A 24,869-nucleotide genomic window follows, 5' to 3' on the forward strand; every position below is an offset into this window, starting at 1 on the left:
TCGACGGATTCGGCCCGGTACATCAGACACACGGGCACGCAGCTTGCATAGTAACCGCAAGCGGCAATCAGCCCACAACGCGATCTTGGCGGACGATCGATGGCGCGGGCGGTACTGAGTGGTCGGGGTGGCCGGATTCGAACCGACGACCTTCCGCTCCCAAAGCGGACGCGCTACCAAGCTGCGCCACACCCCGTCGGTGCGACACGTAGGGTACATGCCCGGAGACCCTCCGACGCCCCCGGTTTCCCCGGCGGGCGCACGCGCGTACGGGGGCGGGCCCGGACACGGCGGGAAAAGCGGTGTGCACTCCCCCCGCGCGACCCGCTAGGATGCTGTCGTGCCGCGGTCCACGGACCTGCGGCGCGCGTGTTGCGGGTGTAGCTCAATGGTAGAGCCCTAGTCTTCCAAACTAGCTACGCGGGTTCGATTCCCGTCACCCGCTCTTCATGGCTCGGGGCCAGGCCGGAGATCTTCTCCAGGACCTGGCCCCTCGTCGTTTCCGCGGTCTTCCCGCCGTCGTTCCCGCGGCGTCCGCTCAGAGCTTGATGCCCGCGATGGTGTCCGCGAGGGAGTTCAGGAAGCGGTTGACGTCCGGGGCGATGGAGCTGGACGCGAGGAAGAACCCGAAGAGGACCGCGATGATCGCGGGGCCCGCCTTGATGTGGTTGCCGCGGATCAGGATCACCAGGATGACCGCCAACAGAACCACCACTGACAGCGAAATGGCCACTACTGATCACACCTTCGGTCGTCCCCTGGCCGGCCCGGCGCGCGCGGCGTTGCGCGCCCCACATGCACCATCCTCCCACCAACCGGGCCCGGCTATCCGCACCGTGACGAATCGCCATCGCGGCTTTCCCGCCAAACGGCCGCCCACCCGGCACATTTCGGGCGTCAGGGGACGGTGATGCCGAGGAGGGAGCGGACGTGTGCGTACTTGGCGGTCAGCCGGTCGCGGGTGGGTGCGTCCAGTACGGACAGGCGTACGGGGTCCGCGTTGTGCGCGAGGTCGGCCTCCTTCACCAGGACGGCGCCGGGGGTGGCGAGGATGCGGGCGGCGTACTCCCCGACCGGTTCGCCGGGACGTTTGGTGAGGGCCAGCACCATGTCCTTGACCTCCTGCGGGAGGGCGGCGGCCGCGAGCTGTTCCGGGCTGAGCGCGTCGTCCTCCACGGCGTCGTGGAGCCAGGCGGCGGCCTGCTGGGCGGGGCTGCCGCCGCGCAGGCGGACGCCCTCGGCCACGGCCGCCAGGTGCTCGGCGTAGGGCCGTCCGGCCTTGTCGGTCTGGCCCTCGTGCGCGGAGCGGGCGAGGGCCTCCACCTCGGCGAGGGTCAGGGAGCGGTCCGTCATGCGATCTCCTTCGCTGCCGCGCGCAGGGCCCGGGCGGCCCGGTCCACGTCCGCGGGTGTGGTGCGCCAGTTGGAGAACGCGGCGCGCAGGCCGGCGGTTCCCCCGAGGACGGTGGGGGTGACGAAGACGTCGGCGGCGACGGCCTCGCGCAGGGCGGTCAGCCGCTCGGGGGTGGGGGCTGCGGCGAGGGTGAAGCAGACGACGTTGAGGCGGACCGGGGCCAGCAGCCGGAAGGCCGGGTCGCGGTCGAGGCGTGCGCCGAGGTCGCGGGCGCAGGCGACGTCCCGTTCGACGATCTCGCGGTGGCCCTCGCGGCCGTAGGCGCGCAGGGTGAACCAGGCGGCGAGGGCGCGGAGCCGGTGGGAGTTCTCGGGGGTGAGGTGGACGAGGTCGGGGTCGGGGCCGAGGGGGCCGAGGTAGGCGGCGGCGTTGGCGAAGACCCGGGACTGGAGGTCGCGGCGGCGGGTGAACTGGACGGCGCTGTCGTAGGGGACGTTGAGCCACTTGTGCAGGTCGACGCAGACGGAGTCGCAGGCGTCGAGTCCCGCGACGAGGTGGGCGTGCTCGGGGCTGAGCGCGGCGAAGGCGCCGAAGGCGGCGTCGGTGTGGAGCCAGAAGTCGTGGCGTTCCCTGAGGGCGGCGACGGCCCGCAGGTCGTCGAAGTCGACGGTGTTGACGGTGCCGGCGTTGGCGACGACGACCGCCGGGCCGGGTGCGTCGGCGAGGGCGCGGTCCAGGGCGGCGGGGTCGACGGCCTCCCGGCCGGGGAGGGTGGGCACCGGTACGAGGGCGGAGCGGCCGAGGCCGAGGACGGACAGGGCCTTGGCGATGGAGGAGTGCGGGGCTCCGGAGAGCACGCGGACGGGGCCGAGGGCGGCGACGCCGTCCTGGGCCGGGGAGACGCCGAGGCGTTCGCCGAGCCACTCGCGGGCGATGGCGAGGCCGGCGGTGTTGGACATGGTGGCGCCGCTGACGAAGGTGCCGGTGTGGGCGTCGGAGAGGCCGAAGAGCTCGCGGAGCCAGCCGGTCGTCTCGCGTTCGAGGTGCTGGCCCGCGCCGTCCATGGCGGAGTTGGAGTTCTGGTCGTGCACGGCGGTCAGCCAGTCCCCGGCGAGGGCGGCGGGGGTGGCGCCGCCGGTGACGAAGCCGAGGTAGCGGGGGCCCGCGGAGGCGGAGAGGCGGGGCTCCCAGCGGGCCCGGAACTCGGCGAGGGCCGCTTCCGTGCCGGTGCCCTGCGCGGGGAGCGGCGCGGGTCCGGGCGGCGGGGCGTCCTGCGGGGGTACGACGGGGCGTTCGTCCAGGGTCGCGAGGGCCTCGGCGGCGGCGCGGCGGGTGGCGTCGAGGAGCTCGGGGAGGCGGGCCAGGTCGGCGGCGAGGGTGCGGTCCATTCCCCGGACGCTAGCCCCCGCCGGGGGTTCGGGGACGGGCCAATCCGCGCCGAGTGGCCTTTGCCGTGAGGGGCGTTGCCGTTGCCGTGGCCCGGCGGGGTGGGCCGCTGCGCGGGGCTGGTTCCCCTACCCGCCCTTCACCCGTTCTCGCCTCAGACGCCGGCGCGGCTGAAAGACCCGGGGCTGCGGCCCGGCCCCCTGGAGGCTCCGCCCCCAGACCCCCGCGCCTCAATCGCCGGCGGGGCTGGATTCTCCAGCCCCGCCGGCGATTGAGCGCACCGGGGCGGAGCCCCGGTTCTTCAGCCCCGCCGGCGTTTGAGGCGCGGGGTCAGGGGCGGCGCCCCTGGGAACGGGCGAAGGGCGGGTAGGGGACCCAGCCCGCGCAGCGGCCCGCCCACCCGCACCCGGCCCGCCGGCCCCGGCCACGGAACCCGGCCCCGACGGACGGAGTCCGGCGCAGCGGCGCGAAGCCGGGGAGGCCCCCTGGGGCCGAGCCGCGCGAGCGGCGCGTCAGAAGGGAGCGGCGGTGGTGCGGGGGACGCGGTCCGCGATGAGGCCGTCGGCGAGGAAGAGCACCTCGTCGGCGTGGGCGGCGGCGGCCGGGTCGTGGGTGACCATGACGACGGTGGCGCCGAGGGAGTCGACGGCGTCGCGGAGCAGGCCGAGCACCTCGGCGGCGGTGGTGGTGTCGAGGGCGCCGGTCGGCTCGTCGGCGAAGACCACGTCGGGCCGGGTGACCAGGGCCCGGGCGATGGCGACCCGCTGCTGCTGTCCGCCGGACAGTTCGGCGGGGCGGCGCCGGCCCTTGCCGTCCAGGCCGACGCGGGCGAGCAGCTCGGCGGCCCGGGCCCGGTCCTGGCGGCCGCCGCCGAGGCTCAGCGGGAGCATGACGTTCTGCTCGACGGTGAGCGAGGGCAGCAGGTTGAAGGCCTGGAAGACGAAGCCGAGGCGGCTGCGCCGCAGCTCGGTGAGCTCGTTCTCGTCCATGGTGGCGATCTCGGTGCCGCCGAGCCGGACGGAGCCCTCGGTGGGGGCGTCGAGTCCGGCGGCGCACTGGAGGAAGGTGGACTTGCCGGAGCCGGAGGGGCCCATCACGGCGGTGAAGCTGCCGCGCGGCAGGGTGAGGTCGATGCCGCGCAGGGCGTGCACGGCGGCGGCGCCGCGTCCGTAGACGCGTCGTACGCCGTTCAGCTCCACGGCGGGTCCGGTCCGCGCGTCGTGTCGCCTGGTCCGCCTGAGCCCCATGGTCTGCCGCCTTCCGTACCGGTGTGCGCTGGTGTCCCCGACGCTACGGAGGGGCGTGGCGCGGGGGCCATGGAGCGGCCCGGCGGACGGCTGGTGGGGTAATCCCCACCCCGGGGCCGTCAGGGTGAGCGGCGGATGAGGAGCAGCGCGCGGTCGTCGTTGACGTCCTTGGCGACCTTCTCGATGAGGTGCCAGGCGGCGCCGTCCCAGCCGGCGGCGACGTAGCGGTCGGCTTCGCCGGTCAGGCGGTCGATGCCTTCGCTGATCTCGCGGTCGGCGGTCTCGACGAGGCCGTCGGTGAAGAGCATGAGGACGTCGCCGCGCCGCAGGTTGCCGCGGGCGGGTTCGAAGTCGGCGCCGTCGTAGACGCCGAGCAGTGGGCCCTCGCCGGTGACTTCGCGCCAGCGGCCGGTGCCGGCCGAGAGCTGGAGGGCGGGGAGGTGTCCGGCGGACAGCAGTTCGTAGTCGCCGGTCTCCAGGTCGAGGACGAGGTGGATGGAGGTGGCGAAGCCCTCGTCCCAGTCCTGGCGCAGGAGGTAGCCGTTGGCGGCGGGGAGGAAGTCCTGGGGCGGGAGGGCACCGAGGAGGCCGCCGAAGGCGCCGGAGAGGAGGAGGGCGCGGGAGCCGGCTTCCATGCCCTTGCCGGAGACGTCGGTGAGGACGACTTCGAGGGTGCGGCCGCCGTTGGTGCGGGCGGCGACGACGAAGTCGCCGGAGAAGGACTGGCCGCCGGCCGGGCGCAGGGCCATCTCACGGTGCCAGCCGCGGGGCAGGGCGGGCAGCTTGCTCTGGACGCGGATGCGTTCGCGCAGGTCGAAGAGCATGGTGCCGCCGCGTCTCCAGGGCACGCCGACGCGGCTGCGGAACTGGGCGATGACCAGCCCGAAGAACCCGCACGCGGCGACGACGAGCACGGTGCCGGGGGTGACCCGGGCGGGGCCCTGGGTATAGGGGCCGAGGACGAGGGCCTCGACGATCAGGGCGGCCGCGGCGGCGGCGTACAGCCCGAGGAGGCTGGCGGGGCGCAGCAGGAGGCCGCCGGCGACGATGGGCAGGACCAGGGCCGACGGGGAGAACCAGACGGGCATCAGGAGGGTGCCGCAGGCTATGGCGGGGACGGTCAGCAGGAGGCCGGCGAAGGCCAGCCAGTCGGAGGCGTCGCCGCGGAAGTAGTCGACGGCGGATTTGCGCAGGGCTGTGCGTGCCCGGTGCGAAAGCATGCGCATCCGGGCCATGAACGTCTCCACGCGTGCTCCGGCCATTGCTTCGGGACCATATCCATCCCGGCTGTGAGTGCGCAGGGGGACCCCCGGACCAATGGCGCTTCGCGGGGCGAAAACCCTTCGACTGCGGCGGACGGGCCGCGTGAGGATGACCGCATGGCTCTTGAGATGCGGGTTTTGCAGCGGAATGAGTGGGATGTCTGGTTCGATCATCTGGAGCTGGCCTTCGGTGGTGTGAGGGAACCCGCACCGAGCCGGGAGCACCTGCGCTCGCTGACGGAACCGGAGCGCTCCCTCGGTGTCTGGGACGGCGAGGACTGCGTCGGCTCGGCCTCGGCCTTCGGTTTCCGCCTCTCGGTGCCGGGCGGGGCCCTGGTTCCGGTGTCGGGCGTGACCCTGGTGGGTGTCGCGCCGACGCACCGCAGGCGCGGGGTGCTGACGTCGCTGATGCGGCGCCAATTGGACGACATCCGTACGAGTGAGGAGCCGATCGCCGTGTTGACGGCATCGGAGCCGGAGATCTACGGCCGCTTCGGCTACGGCACGGCCGCGTACTCCCTGGCCGTCGACATCGACACCACCCGGGTACGCCTGTCCGTGCCGCCGGGGACGGACGCGGTGCGGCTGCGGCTCGTGGACCCGGACGAGTCCCTCGCGGACTGCGAGCGGGTGTACGCGGGTCTGGTCGCGGCCCGGCCGGGCATGCTGGCGCGGCAACCGGGCTGGGAGCGGGACGGGGTGCTGGACGTGCCGGAGCTCCGGGGCGGGGCCTCGCCGCTGAAGTGCGTGGTGGCCGAGGACGCGGACGGCGGGGTGGCCGGGTACGCGCGCTACCGGGTCAAGCCCGACTGGGAGCTGTCCGGCTCGGACGGCAAGGTCGAGGTCAGCGAGGTGCACGCGCCGGATCCGGCGGCCTACGCGGCGCTGTGGCGCTACCTCTTCGGGATCGACCTGACCTGGCACGTACGGGCGTACAGGCGGCCGGTCGACGACGCGCTGCTGCACCTGGTCAGCGACGTCCGGCGGTGCGGGATCCAGCAGCGGGACGCGCTGCACCTGCGGCTGGTGGACCTGCCGGCGGCGCTGGAGGCGCGGGGGTACGGGGCCGCGGTGGACGTGGTGCTGGAGGTCGAGGACGCGTTCTGTCCGTGGAACGCGGGGCGGTGGCGGCTGACCGCCGGGCGCGACGGGGCGGTGAGGTGTGCGCCCTCGTCGGACGCGGCGGACCTGGCGCTGTCGGTGCGGGAGCTGGGGGCGGCGTACCTGGGCGGGGTCACGCTGACCTCGCTGGCGGCGGCCGGGCGGGTGCGCGAGCTCCGGGTGGGGGCGCTGCGGGAGGCCTCGCGGGCCTTCGCCGCCGACGTCGCCCCTTGGCTCCCGCACAACTTCTAGCCTCTGCCGCGCGGGGGCGGACGCGGGGCGAGGTCCCCTACCCGCCCTTCGCCCGTTCCCCGGGGCTGCGCCCCGGACCCCCTGGGGGCTCCGCCCCCAGACCCCCGCGCCTCAATCGCCGGCGGGGCTGAGATGTGCTGCGCACATTCAGCCCGTTACCGGTGCGCCGCGCGGCTAGCGCTGTTGGCAGGTGGGGCACCAGAAGAGGTTGCGGGCGGCGAGGTCGGCGGTGCGGATCTCGCCCCCGCAGATGTGGCAGGGCATGTTCGCCCTCCGGTAGACGTACACCTCGCCGCCGTGGTCGTCCACCCTCGGCGGGCGCCCCATCGCCTCGGGGAGGTGCTCGTCGCGGACCGTGTCGATGCGGTTCTTCCGGACGCCCTCGCGCATCAGCGCCACCAGGTCGGCCCACATCGCGTCCCATTCGGCGCGGGTGAGGTCCCGGCCGAGCCGGTAGGGGTCGATGCCGTGCCGGAAGAGGACCTCGGCGCGGTAGACGTTGCCTACGCCCGCGACGACCTTCTGGTCCATCAGCAGGGCGGCGACCGTGGTGCGGCTGCGGGAGATCCGGGTCCAGGCGCGGCCGGGGTCGTCGGCGGGGCGCAGCGGGTCGGGGCCCAGGCGGTCGTGTATCGCCTTCTTCTCGCCCTCGCCGATCAGCGCGCAGGCGGTGGGGCCGCGCAGGTCGGCGTAGTGGTCCTCGTTCAGCAGGCGCAGCCGGACCGTGTCGGTGGCCGGCGGGGCGGGGGCGGGGCCGAAGCCGAGCTTGCCGAAGAGGCCGAGGTGGATGTGGATCCAGGCGTCGCCCAGCTCCAGGAAGAGGTGCTTGCCGTGCGCCTCGGCGCTCTCCAGCTCGCGTCCGTCGAGCAGTGCCGCGCTCTCGGCGAAGCGGCCCTGGGGGCTGCTCACCCGTACCGGGCGGGCGGCGAAGCGCTCGGTGTGGTCCTGGGCGAGGCGGTGGATCGTATGCCCCTCGGGCACGGCGGCGCTCCTCGATGCGAACGGGCGTGCCGCCGGACGGGGGGGTGTCCGGCGGCACGGCGTACTACTGGTCCTGCGGGTGGTGGGCCGGGATCGGGGGCAGCTCGCCGGTGGTCTCGTACGCGGAGAGCATGTCGATGCGGCGCGTGTGGCGCTCCTCGTCGGAGTACGGGGTGGCCAGGAACGCCTCGACGAAGCTGGTGGCGTCCTCCTGGCTGTGCATGCGGCCGCCGACGGAGATGACGTTGGCGTTGTTGTGCTCGCGGCCGAGCTTCGCGGTCTCCACGCTCCAGGCGAGGATGGCGCGGACGCCCTTGACCTTGTTGGCGGCGATCTGCTCGCCGTTGCCGGAGCCGCCGATCACGATGCCCAGGCTGTCGGCGTCCGCGGCGGTCTTCTCCGCGGCGCGGAGGCAGAACGGCGGGTAGTCGTCGACGGCGTCGTAGATGTGGGGCCCGCAGTCGACGGGCTCGTGGCCGTTGTTCTTGAGCCAGTCCACGAGGTGGTTCTTGAGCTCAAAGCCTGCATGGTCGGATCCGAGATACACGCGCATGGGTCGAGTGTGGCATGCGCGCCCCCCGCCGACCGCAGAGGGGTGTCGCATAAATCACTTCTAAACCTCAAGTAAACCCAAAGAACGCAGACAGGAGGGGTCGGGACCTTGGTCCCGCACTGGGGGCCTCAGGTAACTATCGGAAGAAGGTCTTCCGTACTGGCCGGAAATCGGGTTTGAATGCCGGAACTCTCCACCCGAGAACCTAAGGATTCGTCCATGAGCACGACGACGACCCTTCAGAAGGCAGGCGGCCCCGGCGAACCCGGTTCCACCCAGCCCTCCGACGGTCTCAAGGCCGGTCTCAAGAACCGCCACCTCTCCATGATCGCCATCGGCGGTGTCATCGGCGCCGGACTCTTCGTCGGCTCCGGCGGCGGCATCGCCAAGGCCGGCCCCGCCATCCTGATCTCGTACGCCCTCGTCGGCGCGATGGTCGTCTTCGTGATGCGGATGCTGGGCGAGATGGCCGCCGCGAGCCCGAACTCCGGCTCCTTCTCCGCCTACGCCGACCGCGCGCTGGGCCGCTGGGCCGGCTTCTCCATCGGCTGGCTGTACTGGTTCTTCTGGGTCGTTGTCCTGGCCGTCGAGGCCACCGCCGGCGCCGTCATCCTCGAAGGCTGGATCCCGGCCGTCCCGCAGTGGGCCTGGTCCCTGATCGTGATGGCCGTCCTGACCGCCACCAACCTCGGCTCGGTCGCCTCCTACGGCGAGTTCGAGTTCTGGTTCGCGGGCATCAAGGTCGTCGCCATCGGCGCCTTCGTCGTCGTCGGCATGCTCGCCGTCTTCGGCGTCCTGCCCGGCTCCGACAACCCGGGTGCCGGCTTCGCGCACCTCACCGACGCCGGCGGGTTCATGCCCAACGGCTGGGGCTCGGTCCTCACCGGTGTGCTGATGGTCGTCTTCTCCTTCATGGGCAGCGAGATCGTCACCCTGGCCGCCGGCGAGTCCGAGGACCCGCGCCGCGCCGTCACCAAGGCCACCAACTCGGTCATCTGGCGCATCGGCGTCTTCTACCTGGGCTCGATCTTCGTCGTCCTGACCCTGCTGCCGTGGAACGACAAGTCGATCGTCGACAAGGGCTCCTACGTCGCGGCCCTCGACTCCATCGGCATCCCGGCCGCTGGCCAGATCATGAACGTGATCGTCCTGACCGCCGTGCTGTCCTGCCTGAACTCGGGCCTCTACACCGCCTCCCGCATGGCGTTCTCGCTGGGCGAGCGCGGTGACGCGCCCAAGTCCTTCGCGAAGGTCAACAAGCGGGGCGTGCCGATGGCGGCCATCCTCGGCTCCACGGTCTTCGGCTTCGTCGCCGTGATCTTCAACTACACCAACCCGGACACCGTCTTCAGCTTCCTGCTGAACTCCTCCGGTGCGATCGCGCTCTTCGTCTGGCTGGTCATCTGCCTGACCCAGCTGCGCATGCGCAAGATCCTCGTCGCCGAGGCCCCGGAGAAGCTGACGGTGAAGATGTGGCTCTTCCCGTACCTGACCTGGGCCACCGCCGCGATGATCACCTTCGTCCTGGGCTACATGCTCTACGACGACGGCAACCGCGAGACGGTGCTGTACTCCCTGCTCGTCGCCGCCGTCGTGATCGTGGTCGGCGTGGTGCGCCAGTCGCGCCGCAAGGGCGAGCTCGCGGCCGGGGCCGCCGCCGAGGTGGCCGTCGACGCCGCGGTCGACGCCTCCTGACCCGCCCCCGCACATGACAGCAGCCCCGGACCGCACGCTCGCGGTCCGGGGCTGCTGTACGAGGGGGCGCCCGTACGAAGGGGGCGTCAGCCGCGCCGGCCGGCCAGCTTCCAGGCGGCCGGGAGCGCGCCCATGGCCAGGGCGGCCTTGAGGGCGTCGCCGATCAGGAACGGGGTCAGGCCCGCCGCGACGGCCGCGCCGAGCGACATGCCGGTGGCGGCCATCAGGTAGGGCACGCCCACCGCGTAGATCACGGCCGAGCCCACCACCATCGTGCCCGCGGTGCGGAGCGCCGAGCGGTCGGCGCCGCGCCGCGCGAGGGCGCCGACGAGGGTGGCGGCCAGCAGCATGCCGAGGACGTAGCCGAAGGAGGCCCCGGCCGCGCCGGAGGTGCCGTCCGCGAACCACGGCACGCCCGCCATCCCGGCCAGGGTGTACAGCGCCAGCGCCAGGAAGCCCCGCCGGGCGCCGAAGGCCGTGCCGACGAGCAGGGCGGCGAAGGTCTGGCCGGTGACCGGTACGGGCGAGCCGGGGACGGGTACGGAGAGCTGCGCGGCCAGGCCGGTGAGCGCGGCTCCGCCGACGACGAGGACGGCGTCCCTGACGCGGCTCGCGGGCAGCAGGTCGGCGAGGACGGCGCCGGGCCGGAAGGAGACGGAAGCGGTGCTCATCGAAGGCTCCGGGAGGTGGGTGATCGGGCGGGACACCGCGACGTTAGCCGTCGCCGCACGGCCGCCCCCACCGCCGACCGGGACAAAGCCATACTGTCCGGTTTGGTGGAGACCGCACAAAGATGCTGCCTTACACCTGAGTTGAAGTGATCCCGATCACGGGCCACATTCGACGACACATCCTTTTTGCTCCCCGGGGTCCACTCCAGCGAGACTGTAGGTTCCCGCCAAACCCCCCGGATACCCTGCGTCGCTTGCCTACCGAGAGTACGAATCTGCTCATGCGCGAAGATCTGTCCGTCACCGGGAGCGAACTGCCCCCGGAACCCCTGAGCCACAGCCTCAAGCAGCGGCACCTGACCATGCTGGGCCTCGGCGGCGTGATCGGCGCCGGCCTGTTCGTCGGCTCCGGCGCCGGCATCGGGATCGCCGGCCCCGCGATCATCTGCTCGTACCTGCTGGCCGGCGTGCTCGCCATGCTGGTGATGCGGATGCTCGGCGAGATGTCCGCCGCGATGCCCGCCTCCGGCTCGTTCTCCGTGTACGCGGAGAAGGCCCTCGGGCGCTGGGCCGGCTTCTCGGCCGGCTGGCTGTACTGGTTCCTGCTGGTGGTGGTGCTCGCCGTGGAGGCGACCGGCGCCGCGAACATCGCCCACGGCTGGGTGCCCGCGGTCGACCAGTGGCTGTGGGTGCTGATCTTCATGGTGGTCTTCACCCTCAGCAACCTGGCCGCCGTCCGGAACTTCGGCGAGTTCGAGTTCTGGTTCGCCGCCCTCAAGGTCGGCGCGATCGTGCTGTTCCTGATCCTGGGCACCCTGGCGGTCTTCGGCCTGCTCCCCGACACCGAGCCGGTGGGGATGGCCAACCTGACCGGGCGGGGCGGCTTCTTCCCGGCCGGGATCGGCGGGGTCATCGCGGGCATGCTCGCCGTGGTCTTCGCCTTCGGCGGCCTGGAGGTCGTCACCATCGCGGCCGCCGAGTCGGACGACCCGGCCAAGTCGGTGTCGCGCGCGGTGCGCAGCGCGGTGTGGCGGATCCTCTTCTTCTACGTCGGCTCGATGCTGGTCATCGTGACCCTGCTGCCGTGGGACTCGCTGGAGCCGGGTCAGAGCCCGTACGTGGCCGTGCTGGACTCCATCGGGATCCCGGCGGCCGGCCAGATCATGAACATCGTGGTGTTCGTGGCGCTGCTGTCGGCGCTGAACGCCAACCTGTACGGCTCCTCGCGGATGGTGTTCTCGCTGGCCGAGCGGGGCGAGGCGCCGAAGTCGCTGCTGAAGGTGTCGGGCAGCGGGGTGCCGACGCGGGCGGTGCTCGCCTCGGTGGCGTTCGGCTTCGTGTCGGTGGTGCTGAACCTGCTGTGGCCGGACACGGTGTTCCTCTACATGCTCAACGCGGTCGGCGCGGTGCTGCTGTTCGTGTGGGCGCTGATCGCGGTCTCGCAGCTGCGGCTGCGGCCCCGGCTGGAGCGGGACATGCCGGAGCGGCTGACGCTGCCGATGTGGGCGTTCCCGTACCTGACGTGGGCGGCGCTGGCGGGGATGGCGGCGGTGCTGGTGCTGATGCTGTTCGACGACTCGGCGCGGCCACAGCTGCTGTGGTCCTCGGGTGCGGCGGCCGTCGTGCTGCTGGTGGCGTGGTACCGGGAGGTCCGGGACCGGCGGTCCTGACCGTCCGGCGATCGTGGCGCGGGCCCGGGACTTCGGTCCCGGGCCCGTTCCGCTTTCCGGGGCGGGCGGTCACGTCCGGTGAGAGCGGTGTCCGGATAATGGACGTACGACGTCCGATAAACGGACGATCGGCAGACTGGCGCCATGAGTCAGAGCACCACCACCGCACCTCCCGAGCCCGGGGCGCCCGCGCCCGCGCCCGCGAAGGCCGCCTCCCCCCTCGGCAACGGCCTCAAGCAGCGCCACCTCTCGATGATCGCCCTCGGCGGGGTCATCGGCGCCGGCCTCTTCGTCGGCTCCGGCGCCGGCATCGCGGCCGCCGGCCCCTCGATCGTGCTGGCGTACGCAGCGTCCGGGCTGCTCGTGATGTTCGTGATGCGGATGCTCGGCGAGATGTCGGCTGCCAACCCGGCCTCCGGTTCCTTCTCGGTGCACGCCGAGCGCGCCGTCGGGCCCTGGGCCGGCTTCACCGCGGGCTGGATGTTCTGGACCCTGCTGGTGGTGGGCGTCGCCATCGAGGCGATCGGCGCGGCGCACATCCTGGCGGGCTGGTTCCCCGGCACCCCGTCGTGGATGTGGGTGCTGGTGCTCATGGTGGTCTTCACCGTCGCCAACCTGGGCGCGGTCGCGCGCTTCGGCGAGTTCGAGTTCTGGTTCGCCGCCCTCAAGATCGGCGCCATCGCGCTCTTCCTGGGCCTGGGCGTGCTCGCCGTCCTCGGCCTGCTGCCCGGCACCTCCTCCCCCGGCGCCGGCAATCTGCTGCACGACGGCGGCTTCCTGCCCAACGGCGTCGACGGCCTCCTCGTCGGCCTGCTCGCCTCGGTCGTCGCGTACGGCGGCCTGGAGACGGTGACCATCGCGGCCGCCGAGTCCGAGGACCCGGTCAAGGGCGTGGCCAAGGCCGTGAAGACGACCATGTGGCGGATCGCGATCGTCTACGTCGGCTCGATGCTGGTGATCGTCACCCTGCTGCCCTGGAACGACCCGGCCGTCACCGAGCACGGCCCGTACGCGGCCACCCTGGACCACCTGGGCATCCCGGCCGCCGGCCAGATCATGAACGTGGTGATCCTGATCGCCCTGCTGTCCGCGATGAACGCCAACATCTACGGCTCCTCGCGCATGGCCTACTCCCTGGTCGCCCGGGGCCAGGGCCCGAAGGCGCTGGGCAAGGTCTCCGGCGGGGTGCCGCGCCGCGCGGTGCTGGCCTCCGCGGGCTTCGGGTTCGTCACCGTCCTGCTGTCCTACTGGTACCCGGACACCCTGTTCGCCTGGCTGCTGAACATGGTCGGCGGGGTCATCCTCATCGTCTGGGGCTTCATCGCCGTCTCGCAGTTCGTGCTGCGCCGGCGCCTGGAGCGCGAGGCCCCGCAGAAGCTGGTCGTGAAGATGTGGGGCTTCCCGTACCTGACCTGGGTGGCGCTGGCGGGCGTGGCCGGCGTGCTGGTGCTGATGGCCCTGGGCGAGGACACCCGGACGCAGGTGGTCTTCACCGGCGGGCTGACGGCGGCCCTGGCGGCGACCGGTTACGCGATGCAGCGCCGGGCGGCGCGCGGCTGACGCCCCGACAGGCCTTTCCCGAGAGGCGGACCCCGTGTGCGACGCGGGGTCCGCCTCTCTTCGTACAGAGGTGACCCTTACGTGTGAGGCGGAATAGATACTGCTAGCGTGCAGTTGCGCATTAATTGCAATAAGCGATTGGCACGCCGAGGGGACCGGATACACGCATGGCCATCTACACGCTTCCTGAGCTTCCGTACGACTACGCGGCCCTGGAGCCGGTGATCAACCCGCAGATCATCGAGCTGCACCACGACAAGCACCACGCGGCCTACGTCACGGGCGCCAACACCACGCTGGAGCAGCTGGAGGAGGCGCGCGACAAGGAGAACTGGGGCGCCCTCAACGGCCTGGAGAAGAACCTCGCGTTCCACCTCTCCGGCCACATCCTGCACAGCATCTACTGGAACAACATGGCCAGCCCGAAGACCGGCGAGGGCGGCGGCGAGCCGACCGCGGCCGACGGCGTCGGCGACCTGGCGGACGCGATCACCGAGTCCTTCGGCTCGTTCGCCAAGTTCAAGAAGCAGCTGACCTTCGCGTCCTCCGCGACGCAGGGCTCCGGCTGGGGCGTCCTCGCGTACGAGCCCGTCAGCGGCCGGCTCGTCGTCGAGCAGGTCTACGACCACCAGGGCAACGTGGGCGTCGCGAGCACGCCGATCCTGGTCTTCGACGCCTGGGAGCACGCCTTCTACCTCCAGTACAAGAACCAGAAGGTCGACTTCATCGAGGCCATGTGGAACGTCGTCAACTGGCAGGACGTGGCCAGGCGCTACGCCGACGCCAAGGCGAACACCCCGCTGCTGATCCCCGTCAAGGGCTGATCCGCACCCCCGCAGACCCGTCCGCCTCGTGATCGTCTTCTCAGCCTTCGCGTGCGGGCGTGTACAGCGGAAGACCCCCGTGAGGACGTGACTCACGGGGGTCTTCCGTACGTACGGGGCCGGACGGGCCTGGGCCGGACTACTCGAAGGACGGGCCCTGGGTCCGGGTGCGCTTGATCTCGTAGAAGCCGGGGGTCGAGGCGACCAGCAGGGTGCCGTCCCACAGGCGGGCCGCGGCCTCGCCGCGCGGGGCGGGCGTGACCACCGGGCCGAAGAAGGCCACCTCTTCGCCGTCGGCGCCGGGCACGGAGATCACCGGGGTGCCGACCTCCTGGCCGACGCGCTCGATGCCGTCGTTGTGGGAGTCGCGCAGGACCTCGTCGTACTCGTCGGAGTCGGCGTAGGCGAGCAGCTCCGCCGGCAGGCCGACCTCGGCCAGGGCGTCGGCGATGACCTCGCGGGTCGCGCCGCGGCCGTCGTTGTGGATCTTGGTGCCGAGGGCGGTGTACAGCTTGCCGGTGACCTCGTCGCCGAACTTCTGCTGGGCGGCGACGACCACGCGCACCGGAGCCCAGCCCTTGGGGCCGAGCAGCTCGCGGTAGCGCTCGGGCAGTTCGTCGAGCTTGTTCTCGTTGAGCACGGCGAGGCTCATCACGTGCCAGCGGACTTCCACGTCGCGGACCTTCTCGACCTCCAGCATCCAGCGGGACGTCATCCAGGCCCAGGGGCAGAGCGGGTCGAACCAGAAGTCGACCGGCGTCTTCTCGCGCACCTGGGTGTCGGTCATGGCTCTCCTCAAGTCACATAAGGCGTCACGGGTCATGTTCTTATCCGCCAACCAGCCCGGGATCGCCCGCATTCCCCGTGGGAGGATTCCAGCGAAGACCGTGATCACGCACGAAGGAGTGCAACGTGCCCGGAGAGAACCTGTCCCGCGACGAGGCCCGCGAGCGGGCCGAACTGCTGTCCGTCGACGGGTACGAGGTGGTCCTCGACCTGAGGTCCGCGGTGGACGAGGCCGAACCGGCCGAGGGCCCCCGCACCTTCCGCTCGGTGACCACCGTGCGCTTCCGGGCCGCCGTCCCCGGCGCGTCCTCCTTCGCCGACCTGATCGCCCCCTCGGTGAACTCCGTCACCCTGAACGGCCGCGCGCTGGACCCGGCCGCGGTCTTCGACGGCGCGCGGATCGCGCTGGAGGGCCTGGACTCCGAGAACGTGCTGGTCGTCGACGCGAACTGCGCCTACAGCCGGACCGGCGAGGGCATGCACCGCTTCGTGGACCCGGAGGACGGCGAGGTCTACCTCTACACCCAGTACGAGCCGGCGGACGCCCGCCGCGTGTACGCCAACTTCGAGCAGCCCGACCTGAAGGCGCCCTACCGCTTCGAGGTGACCGCGCCCGAGGGCTGGCGGGTGTGGAGCAACGGCGCCGAGGAGTCCCGCGACGGGCAGACCCGGCGCTTCGCCGAGACGGCGCCCATCTCCACGTACATCACCTGCGTGGTGGCGGGTCCGTACCACTACGTCACGGACACCTACACGCGCGGGGACCTGACCATCCCGCTGGGCGCGATGTGCCGCAAGGGACTGGCGAAGCACTTCGACGCCGACGACGTGTTCCTCGTCACCAAGCAGGGCTTCGACCTCTTCCACGAGATCTTCGACTACCCGTACCCCTTCGGGAAGTACGACCAGGCCTTCGTGCCCGAGTACAACCTCGGCGCCATGGAGAACCCGGGGATGGTCACCTTCCGCGAGGAGTACATCTTCCGCGGGAAGGTCACGCAGGCCTCCTACGAGCGGCGCGCGAACGTCATCCTGCACGAGATGGCGCACATGTGGTTCGGCGACCTGGTCACCATGAAGTGGTGGGACGACCTGTGGCTGAAGGAGTCCTTCGCGGACTTCATGGGCTCCTTCGGACTCGTCGAGGCCACCCGCTTCGACCAGGCCTGGGTCACCTTCGCCAACAGCCGCAAGGCGTGGGCGTACCGGGCCGACCAGCTGCCGTCCACGCACCCCGTCACGGCCGACATCCGTGACCTGGAGGACGCGAAGCTGAACTTCGACGGCATCACGTACGCCAAGGGCGCCGCGGTGCTCAAGCAGCTCGTCGCGTACGTGGGCCGGGAGGCCTTCCTGGACGGCGCGCGGCGCTACTTCAAGGCGCACGCGTACGGGAACACCACCCTGGACGACCTGCTGTCGGTGCTCGGGGAGGTCTCCGGGCGGGACATGGCCGAGTGGTCGCGGGCCTGGCTCCAGACGGCCGGCGTGAACGCGCTGACGCCGGTGGTGACCTCCGACGCGGCCGGGCGGCTGACGGAGCTGGCGGTGGTCCAGGAGGGCGACGAGCTCCGCCCGCACCGGGTCGCGGTGGGCCTGTACCGGCTGGAGGCCGACGGGTCGCTGGTGCGCTACGCGCGGGCCGAGGCGGACGTGGCGGGCGCCCGGACGGTGGTGGCGGAGCTGGCCGGGCTGGAGCGGCCGGACCTGGTACTGGTCAACGACGAGGACCTCACGTACTGCAAGATCCGCTTCGACGAGGCCTCCCTGGCCACGCTGCGCGGCCACCTGGGCGACCTGACGGACCCGCTGGCGCGGGCGCTGTGCTGGTCGGCGCTGTGGAACCTGACGCGGGACGCGCTCATGCCCGCGCGGGACTTCGTCTCGCTGGTCCTGGCGCACGCGGGCCGGGAGACCGACGTCGGCGTGCTCCAGCAGCTGCACGCGCAGGCGCTGAGCGCGGTGGCGCACTACACGCCGGCCCAGCGGCGCGAGCAGACCGGACGGGACCTGGCCGCGGGCGCGCTGCACGAGCTGCGGCTGGCCGAGCCGGGCTCCGAGCACCAGCTGACCTGGGCCCGGTTCTTCGCGGCCAGCGCGGCGACGGAGGGCGACTTCCAGCTGCTGCTGGGCCTGCTGGACGGCACCGCGCGGATCGACGGGCTGGAGGTCGACCAGGAGCTGCGCTGGGACTTCCTGCTGCCTCTGGTGGCGCACGGCGCACTGGACGAGGCGGCGGTGGAGGCCGAGCTGACCCGGGACGACACGGCTTCGGGCAAGCGGCACCAGGTCCGGTGCCTGGCCGCCCGGCCGTCGGCGGCGGTCAAGGACCAGGCGTGGGCGGCGGTGGTGGAGTCGGACGCGCTGTCGAACGCGCTGGTGGAGGCCACCATCTCCGGGATGCAGCAGGGCTCGCAGCGCGAGCTGCTGGCCGGCTACACGGAGCGCTACTTCGAGGTGATCGAGCGGGTCTGGGCGCAGCGTTCGATCCAGATCGGCATCGACGTGGTGAAGGGGCTCTACCCGATGCTCCAGGACGCGCCGGCCACGGTCGAGGCCACCGACGCGTGGCTCGCCGCCCACCCGGACGCGGCCCCCGCGCTGCGCCGGCTGGTGCTGGAGTCCCGCGACGACCTGGCCCGCGCGCTGCGCGGCCAGGCCTGCGACGCGGCCGCGGGCTGACCCCGTGTCCGGCGGGGTGCGGGCCGGCGGCCCGCACCCCGCCGGCGTCGGGTGGCGGCGCCCGTGAGTTCGTAGGATGGTCGGACCCAGCGGGCCTATTCGGCACTCGAACGCCCGTACTTTAGCCCCAGCTTGTCCGGATTTGTCGACGGGCGTGTAACAGGGGTTAGCAAGGCCATGGCCTGAGGGAATCACCGCGTCATGAACCAGAACGCACCCCTCCCCCTCGCCCACCTCACCGCCAGCCGCCCCCGCGTGCTGACCCTCGCACAGCTGCGCGAGCACGGCGTCAGCGCCTCCGAGGCCGCCGGGCGGCCCTGGCAGCAGGTGCTGCCCGGGGTGTTCCTGCTCCACTCCGGCCCCGCGACCAGCGAGGAGCGGCTGCACGCCGCCCTGCTGTACGCCGGCCGGCGCGGCAGCGGCGAGGTCATGATCACCGGGCTGGCCGCCCTCGCGCTCTACCGGTTCTCCGCCACCCCCGCCCTGCTCGCCCTCTCCCACATCGACGTGCTCGTGCCCAACACCCGCCGGCTGCGCTCCACCGGTGACGTCCGCGTGGTCCGCGCCCACACCCCGCCCCGCCCCGTGGAGGTGACCGGCCTGCCGGTGGCCCCGGTGGCGCGGGCCGTCGCCGACGCCGTCGGACAGGTCTCCGACGCCGGCACGGTACGCCGCATCCTCAGCGAGGCCGTGCGCGGCGGCCACTGCGAACCGGCCGCCGTCGTACGGGAGCTGACGGTGGCCCGGCTGCTGAACCGGCCGCACGTGGTCGACGCCGTCGAGTCCCTCCTCGCCGAGGGCCGGGCCATCGCGGAGGACCGGCTGTACCAGCTCGTACGCGGCTACGAGCTCCCCGAGCCCGTCTGGAACGTGGACCTGCGCCTGCCCGGCGGCCCGCACCTGGGCGGGGTCGACGCGTACTGGCCCGAGCAGGCCGTCGCCATCGAGATCGACACCCGGGCCCCGCGCCAGGGCGAGGACGAGGACTGGTCGGAGGCGGTCCGCAAGCGGGAGACCCTGGAACGCCTCGGGGTGACCGTCCTGTACCTGACGCCCCGCAAGCTGCGCGACTGGCCCGAGCAGCAGGCGGCGGTCGTCCGGACCGCCCTGACGGCGTCCGGCGACCGCGAGCCCGCCGCCTACCTGGTCGTACTGCCCCGGTGAGGCGGGTTGGCCGGGGAGTACTCCGGGGCGCTCCAGCGCAGCCGCCCCGGATGCAGGCTCTCCACCACCGCCTCCACCCGGAAACGCACCGCCCGGCTGCCGCCGGGGCCGTACTCGGTCCGGGCCCGCCCGCTCAGCTGGAGCAGCCCGCCGCCCTCCCAGTCGGGGAAGAGCAGACCGGCCCGCTCGTCGGCGGCCAGGTTGCCCAGGGTCAGGAACATCGCGTTGCCCGCGTAGTCCGGCCAGAGCAGCTCCGTCGGCGAGAGCACCTCCACGAAGCCGGGCATCCCGCCCCGGTGGCTGGCGTCGACCCCGTCCGCCTCGGCGGTGGTGGCGACGAAGAAGGTGTCGGCGGCGCGGACGGCCCGCTCCTGGCCGGGGGTGAGCGCCTCCCCGCGCCGCACCACACCGGGCCCGTCGGGCACCAGCTCCAGCGGCTGCCGCTTCTGCAGGTACTTGGGGCAGTTGGAGAACACCTGCTCGGCCGCCACCGCGAAACCGCCGGGCGCCACGGCGAGGGTCCCGTTGAGCCGCATCCGGCGCCGGGTGCGCGGGTCGAGGGAGATCGTGCCGACCCGGGTGCCGGCGGTGGCCAGCGCCCCGGCCAGCGGGTCGCCCTCCGGAAGGCCGCCCGAGACCCGGACGCGGTCCGGCCCGGTGGCCCGTACGAACCCGGGCGCGCCGGTGAGCAGCGAGGCCCACAGCCGCCCCGCGCCGTCGGCGGCGCCGACGACCAGGTGGGGCTGCTGGGCGAGGAAGGCCGCCGCGACGTCGCGGATGTCCGCGCCGATGGAGCGGCCGACGTGCTCGGCGAGCTCGCGTACGCCGACCCGTTCCTGCACGGCCAGCGAGCCCTGGTGGTACCGGCCCATGATGTCCCCCAATCCTTGAGTTCCTAGAAGAAGCCGCAGGTCGGAGCGTCCGCCGTGGGGGCGGGAGCACCCTGCGCGCCGGTGGGCACGGAGATCTCCAGACGGGTGCCGTCCGGGTCGTGGAAGAAGATCCCCCCGGAGGCGGCGCCCTCGCGGTGGGCGACGACGCCCTCGTGGGCGAACTCGACGCCGAGGCCGCGCAGCCGCTCCTCGTACGCCCGGACCTCCTCGATCGCGCCGGCCGAGAACGCGAGGTGGTGCAGTCCGGCGGCCCGCGGCCGGTAGGGGCCCTCCGCCTGCTGCCAGAGGGTCAGGACGAGTTCGCCGTCCCGGCCGAGGAACGCGTACCTGCGGCCCTCCTCCTTGCCCTCGCCCAGCAGCGCGAAGCCGAGGGCGTCCCGGTAGAAGGCGAGCGAGCGCTCCAGATCGGTGACGTTGAGGCCGATGTGGCCGGTGCGGAGCGTGCCGGTGGTGTCCGTGGTGCCTGTGGTGGCGGTCGACATGAGGGTCCCTTCCCCGAGGTCCGAGAGTTTCTAACCTTCTATCTCGAGATTACGGGTTAGGCAGAACTCCGTCAACCGGTCACGTACCCTTGAGGGGTTAGCGGCGCGAGGAGGCGGACATGACGGCGGCGACCACGGACCCACGCCCACTGACGGGCGAGCCCGTCTCCCTGGACCTGCTGAACACGCGCTGGATGCTGGACGGCGAGATCGCCGACCTCTTCGCGGGGGCCTATGGGCTCAGCCGGCTGGAGGGACTGGCCGTCTGGCTGGAGAGCACCGGCCTGGCCGGCCGCTTCCGTGCCGACAAGTCGACCCTGGTCCACCTGCTGACCGCGCGCGAGGCCATCGCCCGCGCGGTCGCGGACCCGGCCGACGAGGGCGCGCGCTCCCTGGTGGACGCCGTACTGGAGCACGGCCGGATCCGGGCCACCCTGACCTCCGACGGCCCCGGCGAGCGCGCCGAGTTCGCCGACCCCTCCTGGGGCCCGGCCTGGACGGCGGCCCGCGACTACCTCGGCCTGCTGGCCACCGCGCCCGACCGGATCCGCAAGTGCGCCTCGGAGACCTGCGTCCTGCACTTCCACGACACCTCGCGCAACGGCACGCGGCGCTGGTGCTCCATGGCCGTCTGCGGCAACCGCGCCAAGGCCTCGCGGCACTACGCGCGCACGCGCGAGCGCTGAACGGTCGGAATCTGTCACACCGGTCGTGAGACGGAAGGCCGATCCTTCCCCGTAAGAAGGTCGGAAAGTCGATAAATCAACTCACCGGGCCTTGCGAGTCGCCCCGGCTTGCCCCGTCATGTCCTCACTGGCGGAGCCTCCGCACTGACGGGAACCCGCCATGTCAGGTCTCGGTCAATGACAACACTCCCCAAACAGCAGTCACTTAGGCAAAGCTGACCGGTCATCCGGCACCGAATTCCGGACCGTATCTTTCACTTAGCCAGGGATGCTGATGACCCTCGACTCCCCCAGCTCCACCACCGGGGCCATACCCGGCACCAGGCGCGCGGCCCGCGTCGCGGCGGCCGCGGGCCTGGTGGCCGCCCTCTGCGCCACCGGCGCGGTGCCCGCCTTCGCGGCGGCCGGCGACGACCCGTGGACGACCGCCCCGGTCAAGTCCGCGGACCAGAAGCTCGGTTCGGCCGACGCCGAACTGCTCCAGGAGGCCAAGGCCAAGGGTGACGCGACCGTCACCGTCATGGTCGCGACCGCCCCCGGCCAGACCAAGCAGGTCGCCGACCAGCTGGACGCCGTCCAGGGCGCCTCGATCGGCCAGACGTACGACAAGCTCGGCTACGTACGCGCCACCCTGCCGACCGACAAGGCGGAGGCCGCCCTGAAGGCGGCCGCCAAGCTGGAGTCCGTGCACGGCATGGACCTGCGGCACGAGATCCGGCTCCCGGACCCGCGCCCCGAGGCGAGCAAGGACGGTTCGGCGAAGAAGACCGCCGCCGAGACCTACCCGGCGCCGGACAAGAACACCCCGGCCAAGAACCCGTACAACCCCTCGTTCGAGACCGGCTCGGTGGACTTCGTCAAGAAGAACCCGCAGGCCGACGGCCGTGGCGTGACCATCGGCATCATGGACTCGGGCGTCGACGTCAGCCACCCCGCGCTGCAGAAGACCACCACCGGCGAGCGCAAGATCGTCGACTGGGTGACCGCGACCGACCCGATCACGGACAACGACGGGACCTGGCGCGCCCAGATCACCCCGGTCACCTCCGCGGGCGGCGCCTTCACCGCCGGCGGCCAGAGCTGGAAGGCCCCCGAGGGCAGCTTCCAGTGGAGCCGCTTCAGCGAGTCGATCACCGCCAACGGCGACATGAAGGGCGACGTCAACCGGGACGGGGACACCACCGACCGGTTCGGCATGCTCTACGACCCGGCCGCCGGCACCGTCCGCGTCGACACCGACCAGGACGGTGACTTCACCAACAACGAGCCGATGAAGCCGTACAAGGACGGCTTCCAGATCGGTTACTTCGGCAAGGACGACCCGGCCACCGAGGTCGCCGAGCGGATCCCGTTCACCATCGAGATCCGCAAGGACGTCAAGATGGACCCGCTCGGCGGGGACTGGGTCGGCAAGAAGGCCGACTTCGTCAACATCGGCATCATCGAGTCCGAGCACGGCACGCACGTCGCGGGCATCACCTCCGCCAACGGCCTGTTCGGCGGCCAGATGAACGGCCAGGCGCCCGGCGCCAAGCTCGTCTCCTCCCGCGCCTGCTCCTGGTCCGGCGGCTGCACCAACGTCGCGCTGACCGAGGGCATGATCGACCTCGTCGTCAACCGCGGCGTCGACATCGTCAACATGTCGATCGGCGGCCTGCCGGCGCTCAACGACGGCAACAACGCCCGCTCCGAGCTCTACAAGAACCTCATCGACACCTACGGTGTCCAGCTCGTCATCTCGGCGGGCAACGAGGGCCCGGGCGTCAACACCATCGGCGACCCCGGCCTCGCCGACAAGGTCATCTCCGTGGGCGCCGCGGTCTCCAAGGAGACCTGGGCCGCCAACTACGGCTCCGGCGTGACCAAGAAGTACAACATGTTCCCCTTCTCCTCGCGCGGTCCGCGTGAGGACGGCGGGTTCACGCCGACCATCACCGCCCCCGGCGCTGCCATCAACACCATCCAGACCTGGCTGCCCGGCGCGCCCGTGAAGGAGTCCGGCTACAGCCTCCCGGCCGGCTACGGCATGCTCCAGGGCACCTCGATGTCCTCGCCGCAGGCCGCGGGCGCCAGCGCCCTGCTGATCTCGGCCGCCAAGCAGGCGAAGATCGCCCTGCCCCCGGCCAACCTGCGCGTGGCGCTGACCAGCACCGCCAAGAAGATCGACGACGTCCCGGCCCACGCACAGGGCGCCGGTCTCATCGACATCCCCAAGGCGTGGGAGTCGATCCAGCGCGGAGCCAAGGCCAACGAGTTCACGGTCAAGGCCCCCGTCGACACCGCGCTCGACCAGTTCCTGAAGACCCCGGGCTTCGGCACCGGCCTCTACGACCGCGAGGGCGGCCTGAAGGTCGGCCAGAAGAAGGTCTACGACGTCGTCGTCACCCGCACCACCGGCGTCAAGTACGGCACCCGGCACAACATCAGCTGGCGCAACAACGACGGCACCTTCAAGGTCGTCGGCGGTGGCGGCTACGACTACGTCACCCTGCCGCTGAACAAGCCGGTCACCATCAAGGTCGAGGCCAACGTCAAGTCGGCCGGCGTCCACAGCGGCATCCTGCAGCTCGACGACCCCACCACCGAGGGCGTCGACAAGCAGATCCTGGCCACGGTCGTCGCCTCCACCCCGCTGGCGCAGCCGTCCTTCACGCTGTCGGACACCTCCACCGTGCAGCGCAACAGCCACAAGTCGTACTTCGTGACCGTTCCGCAGGGCGCCAAGACCCTCGAGGTCGCCCTCGGCGGGCTCGCGGCGGGCAGCCAGACGCGCTTCATCTCGATCCACCCGTACGGCACGGGCGTCGAGGACAGCGCGACCACCCAGTGCTACCCGAACTACGACAACCCGGCCAACAAGTGCCGCCCCGACCTGCGCTCGTACGAGAACCCGCAGCCGGGCGTCTGGGAGATCGAGGTCGAGTCGCGCCGCACGTCGCCGCTGCTCGACAACCCGTTCAAGCTGGACGTCTCCGTCCTCGGCGCGGGCTTCGACCCGGCCGTCAAGGTCCTGCCCGAGGTCAAGCAGGGCACCCCGGCGCCGGTCCAGTGGACCGTGAAGAACGACGCCGCCGCCATCTCCGGCGGCAAGCTGCGGGGCGGCCCGCTCGGCTCCGCGAAGGTCGACAAGCCGACCATCGCCGCCGGCGAGACCAAGACCACCGAAGTCACCGTCGGTGAGGGCGCCGCCCGCCTCGACGTGGCGATCAACAAGCCCTCGGACACCGCCGCCGACCTCGACCTCGAGGTCTACAAGGACGGCGTCAAGGTCGGCTCCTCCGCCGACGGCGACTCCGACGAGTCCGTCAGCCTGCTCAAGCCCGCCGCCGGCACCTACACCATCAAGGTGATCGGCTACGCGGTCCCGGCCGGCACGACCACGTACGACTACCGCGACGTGTTCTTCTCCGCCGCCCTGGGCTCCGTCCAGGTCGACGAGGCCGCCGCGGTCAACCTCGCCACCGGCGCCTCCGCGCAGGTCTCGGCGAACGTCCTGGTGACGGGCGCGGCCCCCGAGGGCCGTCAGTTCTTCGGCCAGGTCCAGCTGCTCAACGCCCGCGGCACCGCCGCCGGCACCGGCAGCGTGCAGATCGACAAGGTCATCCCGTAACGGTGTGAACG

Annotated in this window: 20 protein-coding genes and 2 tRNA genes; 10 read left to right on the top strand and 12 right to left on the bottom strand. The window is 72.0% G+C overall.

The features are described 5' to 3' along the window. Positions 1-119: 119 nt before the first annotated feature. Positions 120-196 (bottom strand) — tRNA-Pro (locus tag D1J60_RS12270). Positions 197-374: 178 nt separating this feature from the next. Here D1J60_RS12270 and D1J60_RS12275 point away from each other — a divergent pair. Further along, positions 375-445, top strand: a tRNA-Gly gene (locus D1J60_RS12275). 93 nt (positions 446-538) lie between these two features. Here D1J60_RS12275 and D1J60_RS12280 read toward each other — a convergent pair. The 5 genes from D1J60_RS12280 to D1J60_RS12305 form a co-directional block, all read right to left on the bottom strand. After that, positions 539-733: a hypothetical protein gene (locus D1J60_RS12280; RefSeq protein ID WP_007264064.1), complete on the bottom strand. Its 195-nt coding sequence runs from the start codon at positions 731-733 to the stop codon at positions 539-541. Positions 734-897: 164 nt separating this feature from the next. Beyond that, complete coding sequence (locus D1J60_RS12285) at positions 898-1,353, bottom strand: HD domain-containing protein (RefSeq protein WP_125603371.1); 456 nt, start codon at positions 1,351-1,353, stop codon at positions 898-900. After that, positions 1,350-2,741 (bottom strand): pyridoxal-dependent decarboxylase, encoded by a 1,392-nt coding sequence (locus tag D1J60_RS12290; RefSeq protein ID WP_125821120.1) that lies wholly within the window; start codon positions 2,739-2,741, stop codon positions 1,350-1,352. Before D1J60_RS12290 ends, D1J60_RS12285 begins: the two co-directional genes overlap by 4 nt. 510 nt (positions 2,742-3,251) lie before the next feature. Beyond that, positions 3,252-3,986, bottom strand: a complete 735-nt coding sequence (locus tag D1J60_RS12300) for an ABC transporter ATP-binding protein (protein ID WP_125821122.1) — start codon at positions 3,984-3,986, stop codon at positions 3,252-3,254. A gap of 119 nt (positions 3,987-4,105) precedes the next feature. Continuing rightward, entirely contained in the window at positions 4,106-5,248 is a 1,143-nt protein-coding gene (locus D1J60_RS12305) for a PP2C family protein-serine/threonine phosphatase (RefSeq protein WP_125605290.1), read from the bottom strand. 117 nt (positions 5,249-5,365) lie between these two features. On the opposite strand from D1J60_RS12305, the gene D1J60_RS12310 reads away from it, so the two are divergent. Then, complete coding sequence (locus D1J60_RS12310; RefSeq protein ID WP_164720888.1) at positions 5,366-6,601, top strand: GNAT family N-acetyltransferase; 1,236 nt, start codon at positions 5,366-5,368, stop codon at positions 6,599-6,601. A gap of 174 nt (positions 6,602-6,775) precedes the next feature. On the opposite strand, the gene D1J60_RS12315 is transcribed toward D1J60_RS12310, so the two are convergent. Together D1J60_RS12315 and D1J60_RS12320 are read right to left on the bottom strand one after the other, a co-directional pair. Next, a complete protein-coding gene (locus tag D1J60_RS12315; protein ID WP_125821123.1) occupies positions 6,776-7,582 on the bottom strand; it encodes a DNA-formamidopyrimidine glycosylase family protein in 807 nt (268 codons plus the stop codon). A gap of 64 nt (positions 7,583-7,646) precedes the next feature. Then, entirely contained in the window at positions 7,647-8,135 is a 489-nt protein-coding gene (locus D1J60_RS12320) for a ribose-5-phosphate isomerase (protein WP_125604030.1), read from the bottom strand. A 219-nt stretch (positions 8,136-8,354) separates the two neighbouring features. Here D1J60_RS12320 and D1J60_RS12325 point away from each other — a divergent pair, with 219 nt between their 5' ends. Next, positions 8,355-9,830, top strand: a complete 1,476-nt coding sequence (locus D1J60_RS12325; RefSeq protein WP_125821124.1) for an amino acid permease — start codon at positions 8,355-8,357, stop codon at positions 9,828-9,830. Positions 9,831-9,916: 86 nt separating this feature from the next. Here D1J60_RS12325 and D1J60_RS12330 read toward each other — a convergent pair whose 3' ends face one another. After that, positions 9,917-10,501: a biotin transporter BioY gene (locus D1J60_RS12330; RefSeq protein WP_125821125.1), complete on the bottom strand. Its 585-nt coding sequence runs from the start codon at positions 10,499-10,501 to the stop codon at positions 9,917-9,919. A gap of 281 nt (positions 10,502-10,782) precedes the next feature. Here D1J60_RS12330 and D1J60_RS12335 point away from each other — a divergent pair, with 281 nt between their 5' ends. The 3 genes from D1J60_RS12335 to D1J60_RS12345 all read left to right on the top strand — a co-directional run bounded on the left by D1J60_RS12335 (position 10,783) and on the right by D1J60_RS12345 (position 14,555). Beyond that, the gene (locus tag D1J60_RS12335; RefSeq protein ID WP_125821126.1) at positions 10,783-12,171 is read left to right on the top strand and encodes an amino acid permease; all 1,389 of its coding nucleotides are present in this window, start codon (positions 10,783-10,785) and stop codon (positions 12,169-12,171) included. Between the two features lie 144 nt (positions 12,172-12,315). Beyond that, the gene (locus tag D1J60_RS12340) at positions 12,316-13,731 is read left to right on the top strand and encodes an amino acid permease (protein WP_125821127.1); all 1,416 of its coding nucleotides are present in this window, start codon (positions 12,316-12,318) and stop codon (positions 13,729-13,731) included. A gap of 167 nt (positions 13,732-13,898) precedes the next feature. After that, positions 13,899-14,555, top strand: a complete 657-nt coding sequence (locus D1J60_RS12345) for a superoxide dismutase (RefSeq protein ID WP_125597991.1) — start codon at positions 13,899-13,901, stop codon at positions 14,553-14,555. 139 nt (positions 14,556-14,694) lie between these two features. On the opposite strand, the gene D1J60_RS12350 is transcribed toward D1J60_RS12345, so the two are convergent. After that, positions 14,695-15,342: a DsbA family protein gene (locus D1J60_RS12350; RefSeq protein ID WP_125597994.1), complete on the bottom strand. Its 648-nt coding sequence runs from the start codon at positions 15,340-15,342 to the stop codon at positions 14,695-14,697. A 125-nt stretch (positions 15,343-15,467) separates the two neighbouring features. Between D1J60_RS12350 and pepN the strand changes: the two genes are divergently transcribed. Together pepN and D1J60_RS12360 are read left to right on the top strand one after the other, a co-directional pair. After that, positions 15,468-18,023 carry an aminopeptidase N gene (gene pepN / locus D1J60_RS12355; protein ID WP_125821128.1) on the top strand — a complete coding sequence of 852 codons (2,556 nt, stop codon included), beginning with the start codon at positions 15,468-15,470 and terminating at the stop codon, positions 18,021-18,023. A gap of 201 nt (positions 18,024-18,224) precedes the next feature. Continuing rightward, positions 18,225-19,187, top strand: a complete 963-nt coding sequence (locus D1J60_RS12360; RefSeq protein ID WP_125598000.1) for a hypothetical protein — start codon at positions 18,225-18,227, stop codon at positions 19,185-19,187. Here the strand turns inward: D1J60_RS12360 and D1J60_RS12365 are convergent. Beyond that, positions 19,163-20,059: a pyridoxamine 5'-phosphate oxidase family protein gene (locus D1J60_RS12365; RefSeq protein ID WP_125821129.1), complete on the bottom strand. Its 897-nt coding sequence runs from the start codon at positions 20,057-20,059 to the stop codon at positions 19,163-19,165. The two genes, D1J60_RS12360 and D1J60_RS12365, sit on opposite strands and share 25 nt — an antisense overlap. Positions 20,060-20,082: 23 nt before the next feature. Continuing rightward, positions 20,083-20,562 carry a VOC family protein gene (locus D1J60_RS12370; RefSeq protein WP_125821130.1) on the bottom strand — a complete coding sequence of 160 codons (480 nt, stop codon included), beginning with the start codon at positions 20,560-20,562 and terminating at the stop codon, positions 20,083-20,085. Positions 20,563-20,681: 119 nt separating this feature from the next. Here D1J60_RS12370 and D1J60_RS12375 point away from each other — a divergent pair, with 119 nt between their 5' ends. Both D1J60_RS12375 and D1J60_RS12380 read left to right on the top strand, forming a co-directional pair. After that, on the top strand, positions 20,682-21,248 hold the full coding sequence (locus tag D1J60_RS12375; protein WP_125821131.1) for a CGNR zinc finger domain-containing protein: 567 nt from the start codon (positions 20,682-20,684) through the stop codon (positions 21,246-21,248). 274 nt (positions 21,249-21,522) lie between these two features. After that, positions 21,523-24,858, top strand: a complete 3,336-nt coding sequence (locus D1J60_RS12380; RefSeq protein ID WP_125821132.1) for a S8 family serine peptidase — start codon at positions 21,523-21,525, stop codon at positions 24,856-24,858. The last annotated feature ends 11 nt before the right edge of the window (positions 24,859-24,869 follow it).

Origin of the sequence: Streptomyces sp. W1SF4, from assembly GCF_003950035.1 — a bacterium.
In the GTDB taxonomy this organism is placed as follows: Bacteria; Actinomycetota; Actinomycetes; order Streptomycetales; family Streptomycetaceae; genus Streptomyces; species Streptomyces racemochromogenes.

Excerpts from the sequence above, each read along its gene's own strand:
- D1J60_RS12285 (WP_125603371.1), bottom strand. The coding sequence starts at position 1,353 with ATGACGGACCGCTCCCTGACCCTCGCCGAGGTGGAGGCCCTCGCCCGC.
- D1J60_RS12290 (WP_125821120.1), bottom strand. The coding sequence starts at position 2,741 with ATGGACCGCACCCTCGCCGCCGACCTGGCCCGCCTCCCCGAGCTCCTC.
- D1J60_RS12300 (WP_125821122.1), bottom strand. The coding sequence starts at position 3,986 with ATGGGGCTCAGGCGGACCAGGCGACACGACGCGCGGACCGGACCCGCC.
- D1J60_RS12305 (WP_125605290.1), bottom strand. The coding sequence starts at position 5,248 with ATGGCCGGAGCACGCGTGGAGACGTTCATGGCCCGGATGCGCATGCTT.
- D1J60_RS12310 (WP_164720888.1), top strand. The coding sequence starts at position 5,366 with ATGGCTCTTGAGATGCGGGTTTTGCAGCGGAATGAGTGGGATGTCTGG.
- D1J60_RS12320 (WP_125604030.1), bottom strand. The coding sequence starts at position 8,135 with ATGCGCGTGTATCTCGGATCCGACCATGCAGGCTTTGAGCTCAAGAAC.
- D1J60_RS12325 (WP_125821124.1), top strand. The coding sequence starts at position 8,355 with ATGAGCACGACGACGACCCTTCAGAAGGCAGGCGGCCCCGGCGAACCC.
- D1J60_RS12330 (WP_125821125.1), bottom strand. The coding sequence starts at position 10,501 with ATGAGCACCGCTTCCGTCTCCTTCCGGCCCGGCGCCGTCCTCGCCGAC.
- D1J60_RS12335 (WP_125821126.1), top strand. The coding sequence starts at position 10,783 with ATGCGCGAAGATCTGTCCGTCACCGGGAGCGAACTGCCCCCGGAACCC.
- D1J60_RS12340 (WP_125821127.1), top strand. The coding sequence starts at position 12,316 with ATGAGTCAGAGCACCACCACCGCACCTCCCGAGCCCGGGGCGCCCGCG.
- D1J60_RS12345 (WP_125597991.1), top strand. The coding sequence starts at position 13,899 with ATGGCCATCTACACGCTTCCTGAGCTTCCGTACGACTACGCGGCCCTG.
- D1J60_RS12350 (WP_125597994.1), bottom strand. The coding sequence starts at position 15,342 with ATGACCGACACCCAGGTGCGCGAGAAGACGCCGGTCGACTTCTGGTTC.
- D1J60_RS12360 (WP_125598000.1), top strand. The coding sequence starts at position 18,225 with ATGAACCAGAACGCACCCCTCCCCCTCGCCCACCTCACCGCCAGCCGC.
- D1J60_RS12365 (WP_125821129.1), bottom strand. The coding sequence starts at position 20,059 with ATGGGCCGGTACCACCAGGGCTCGCTGGCCGTGCAGGAACGGGTCGGC.
- D1J60_RS12370 (WP_125821130.1), bottom strand. The coding sequence starts at position 20,562 with ATGTCGACCGCCACCACAGGCACCACGGACACCACCGGCACGCTCCGC.
- D1J60_RS12375 (WP_125821131.1), top strand. The coding sequence starts at position 20,682 with ATGACGGCGGCGACCACGGACCCACGCCCACTGACGGGCGAGCCCGTC.
- D1J60_RS12380 (WP_125821132.1), top strand. The coding sequence starts at position 21,523 with ATGACCCTCGACTCCCCCAGCTCCACCACCGGGGCCATACCCGGCACC.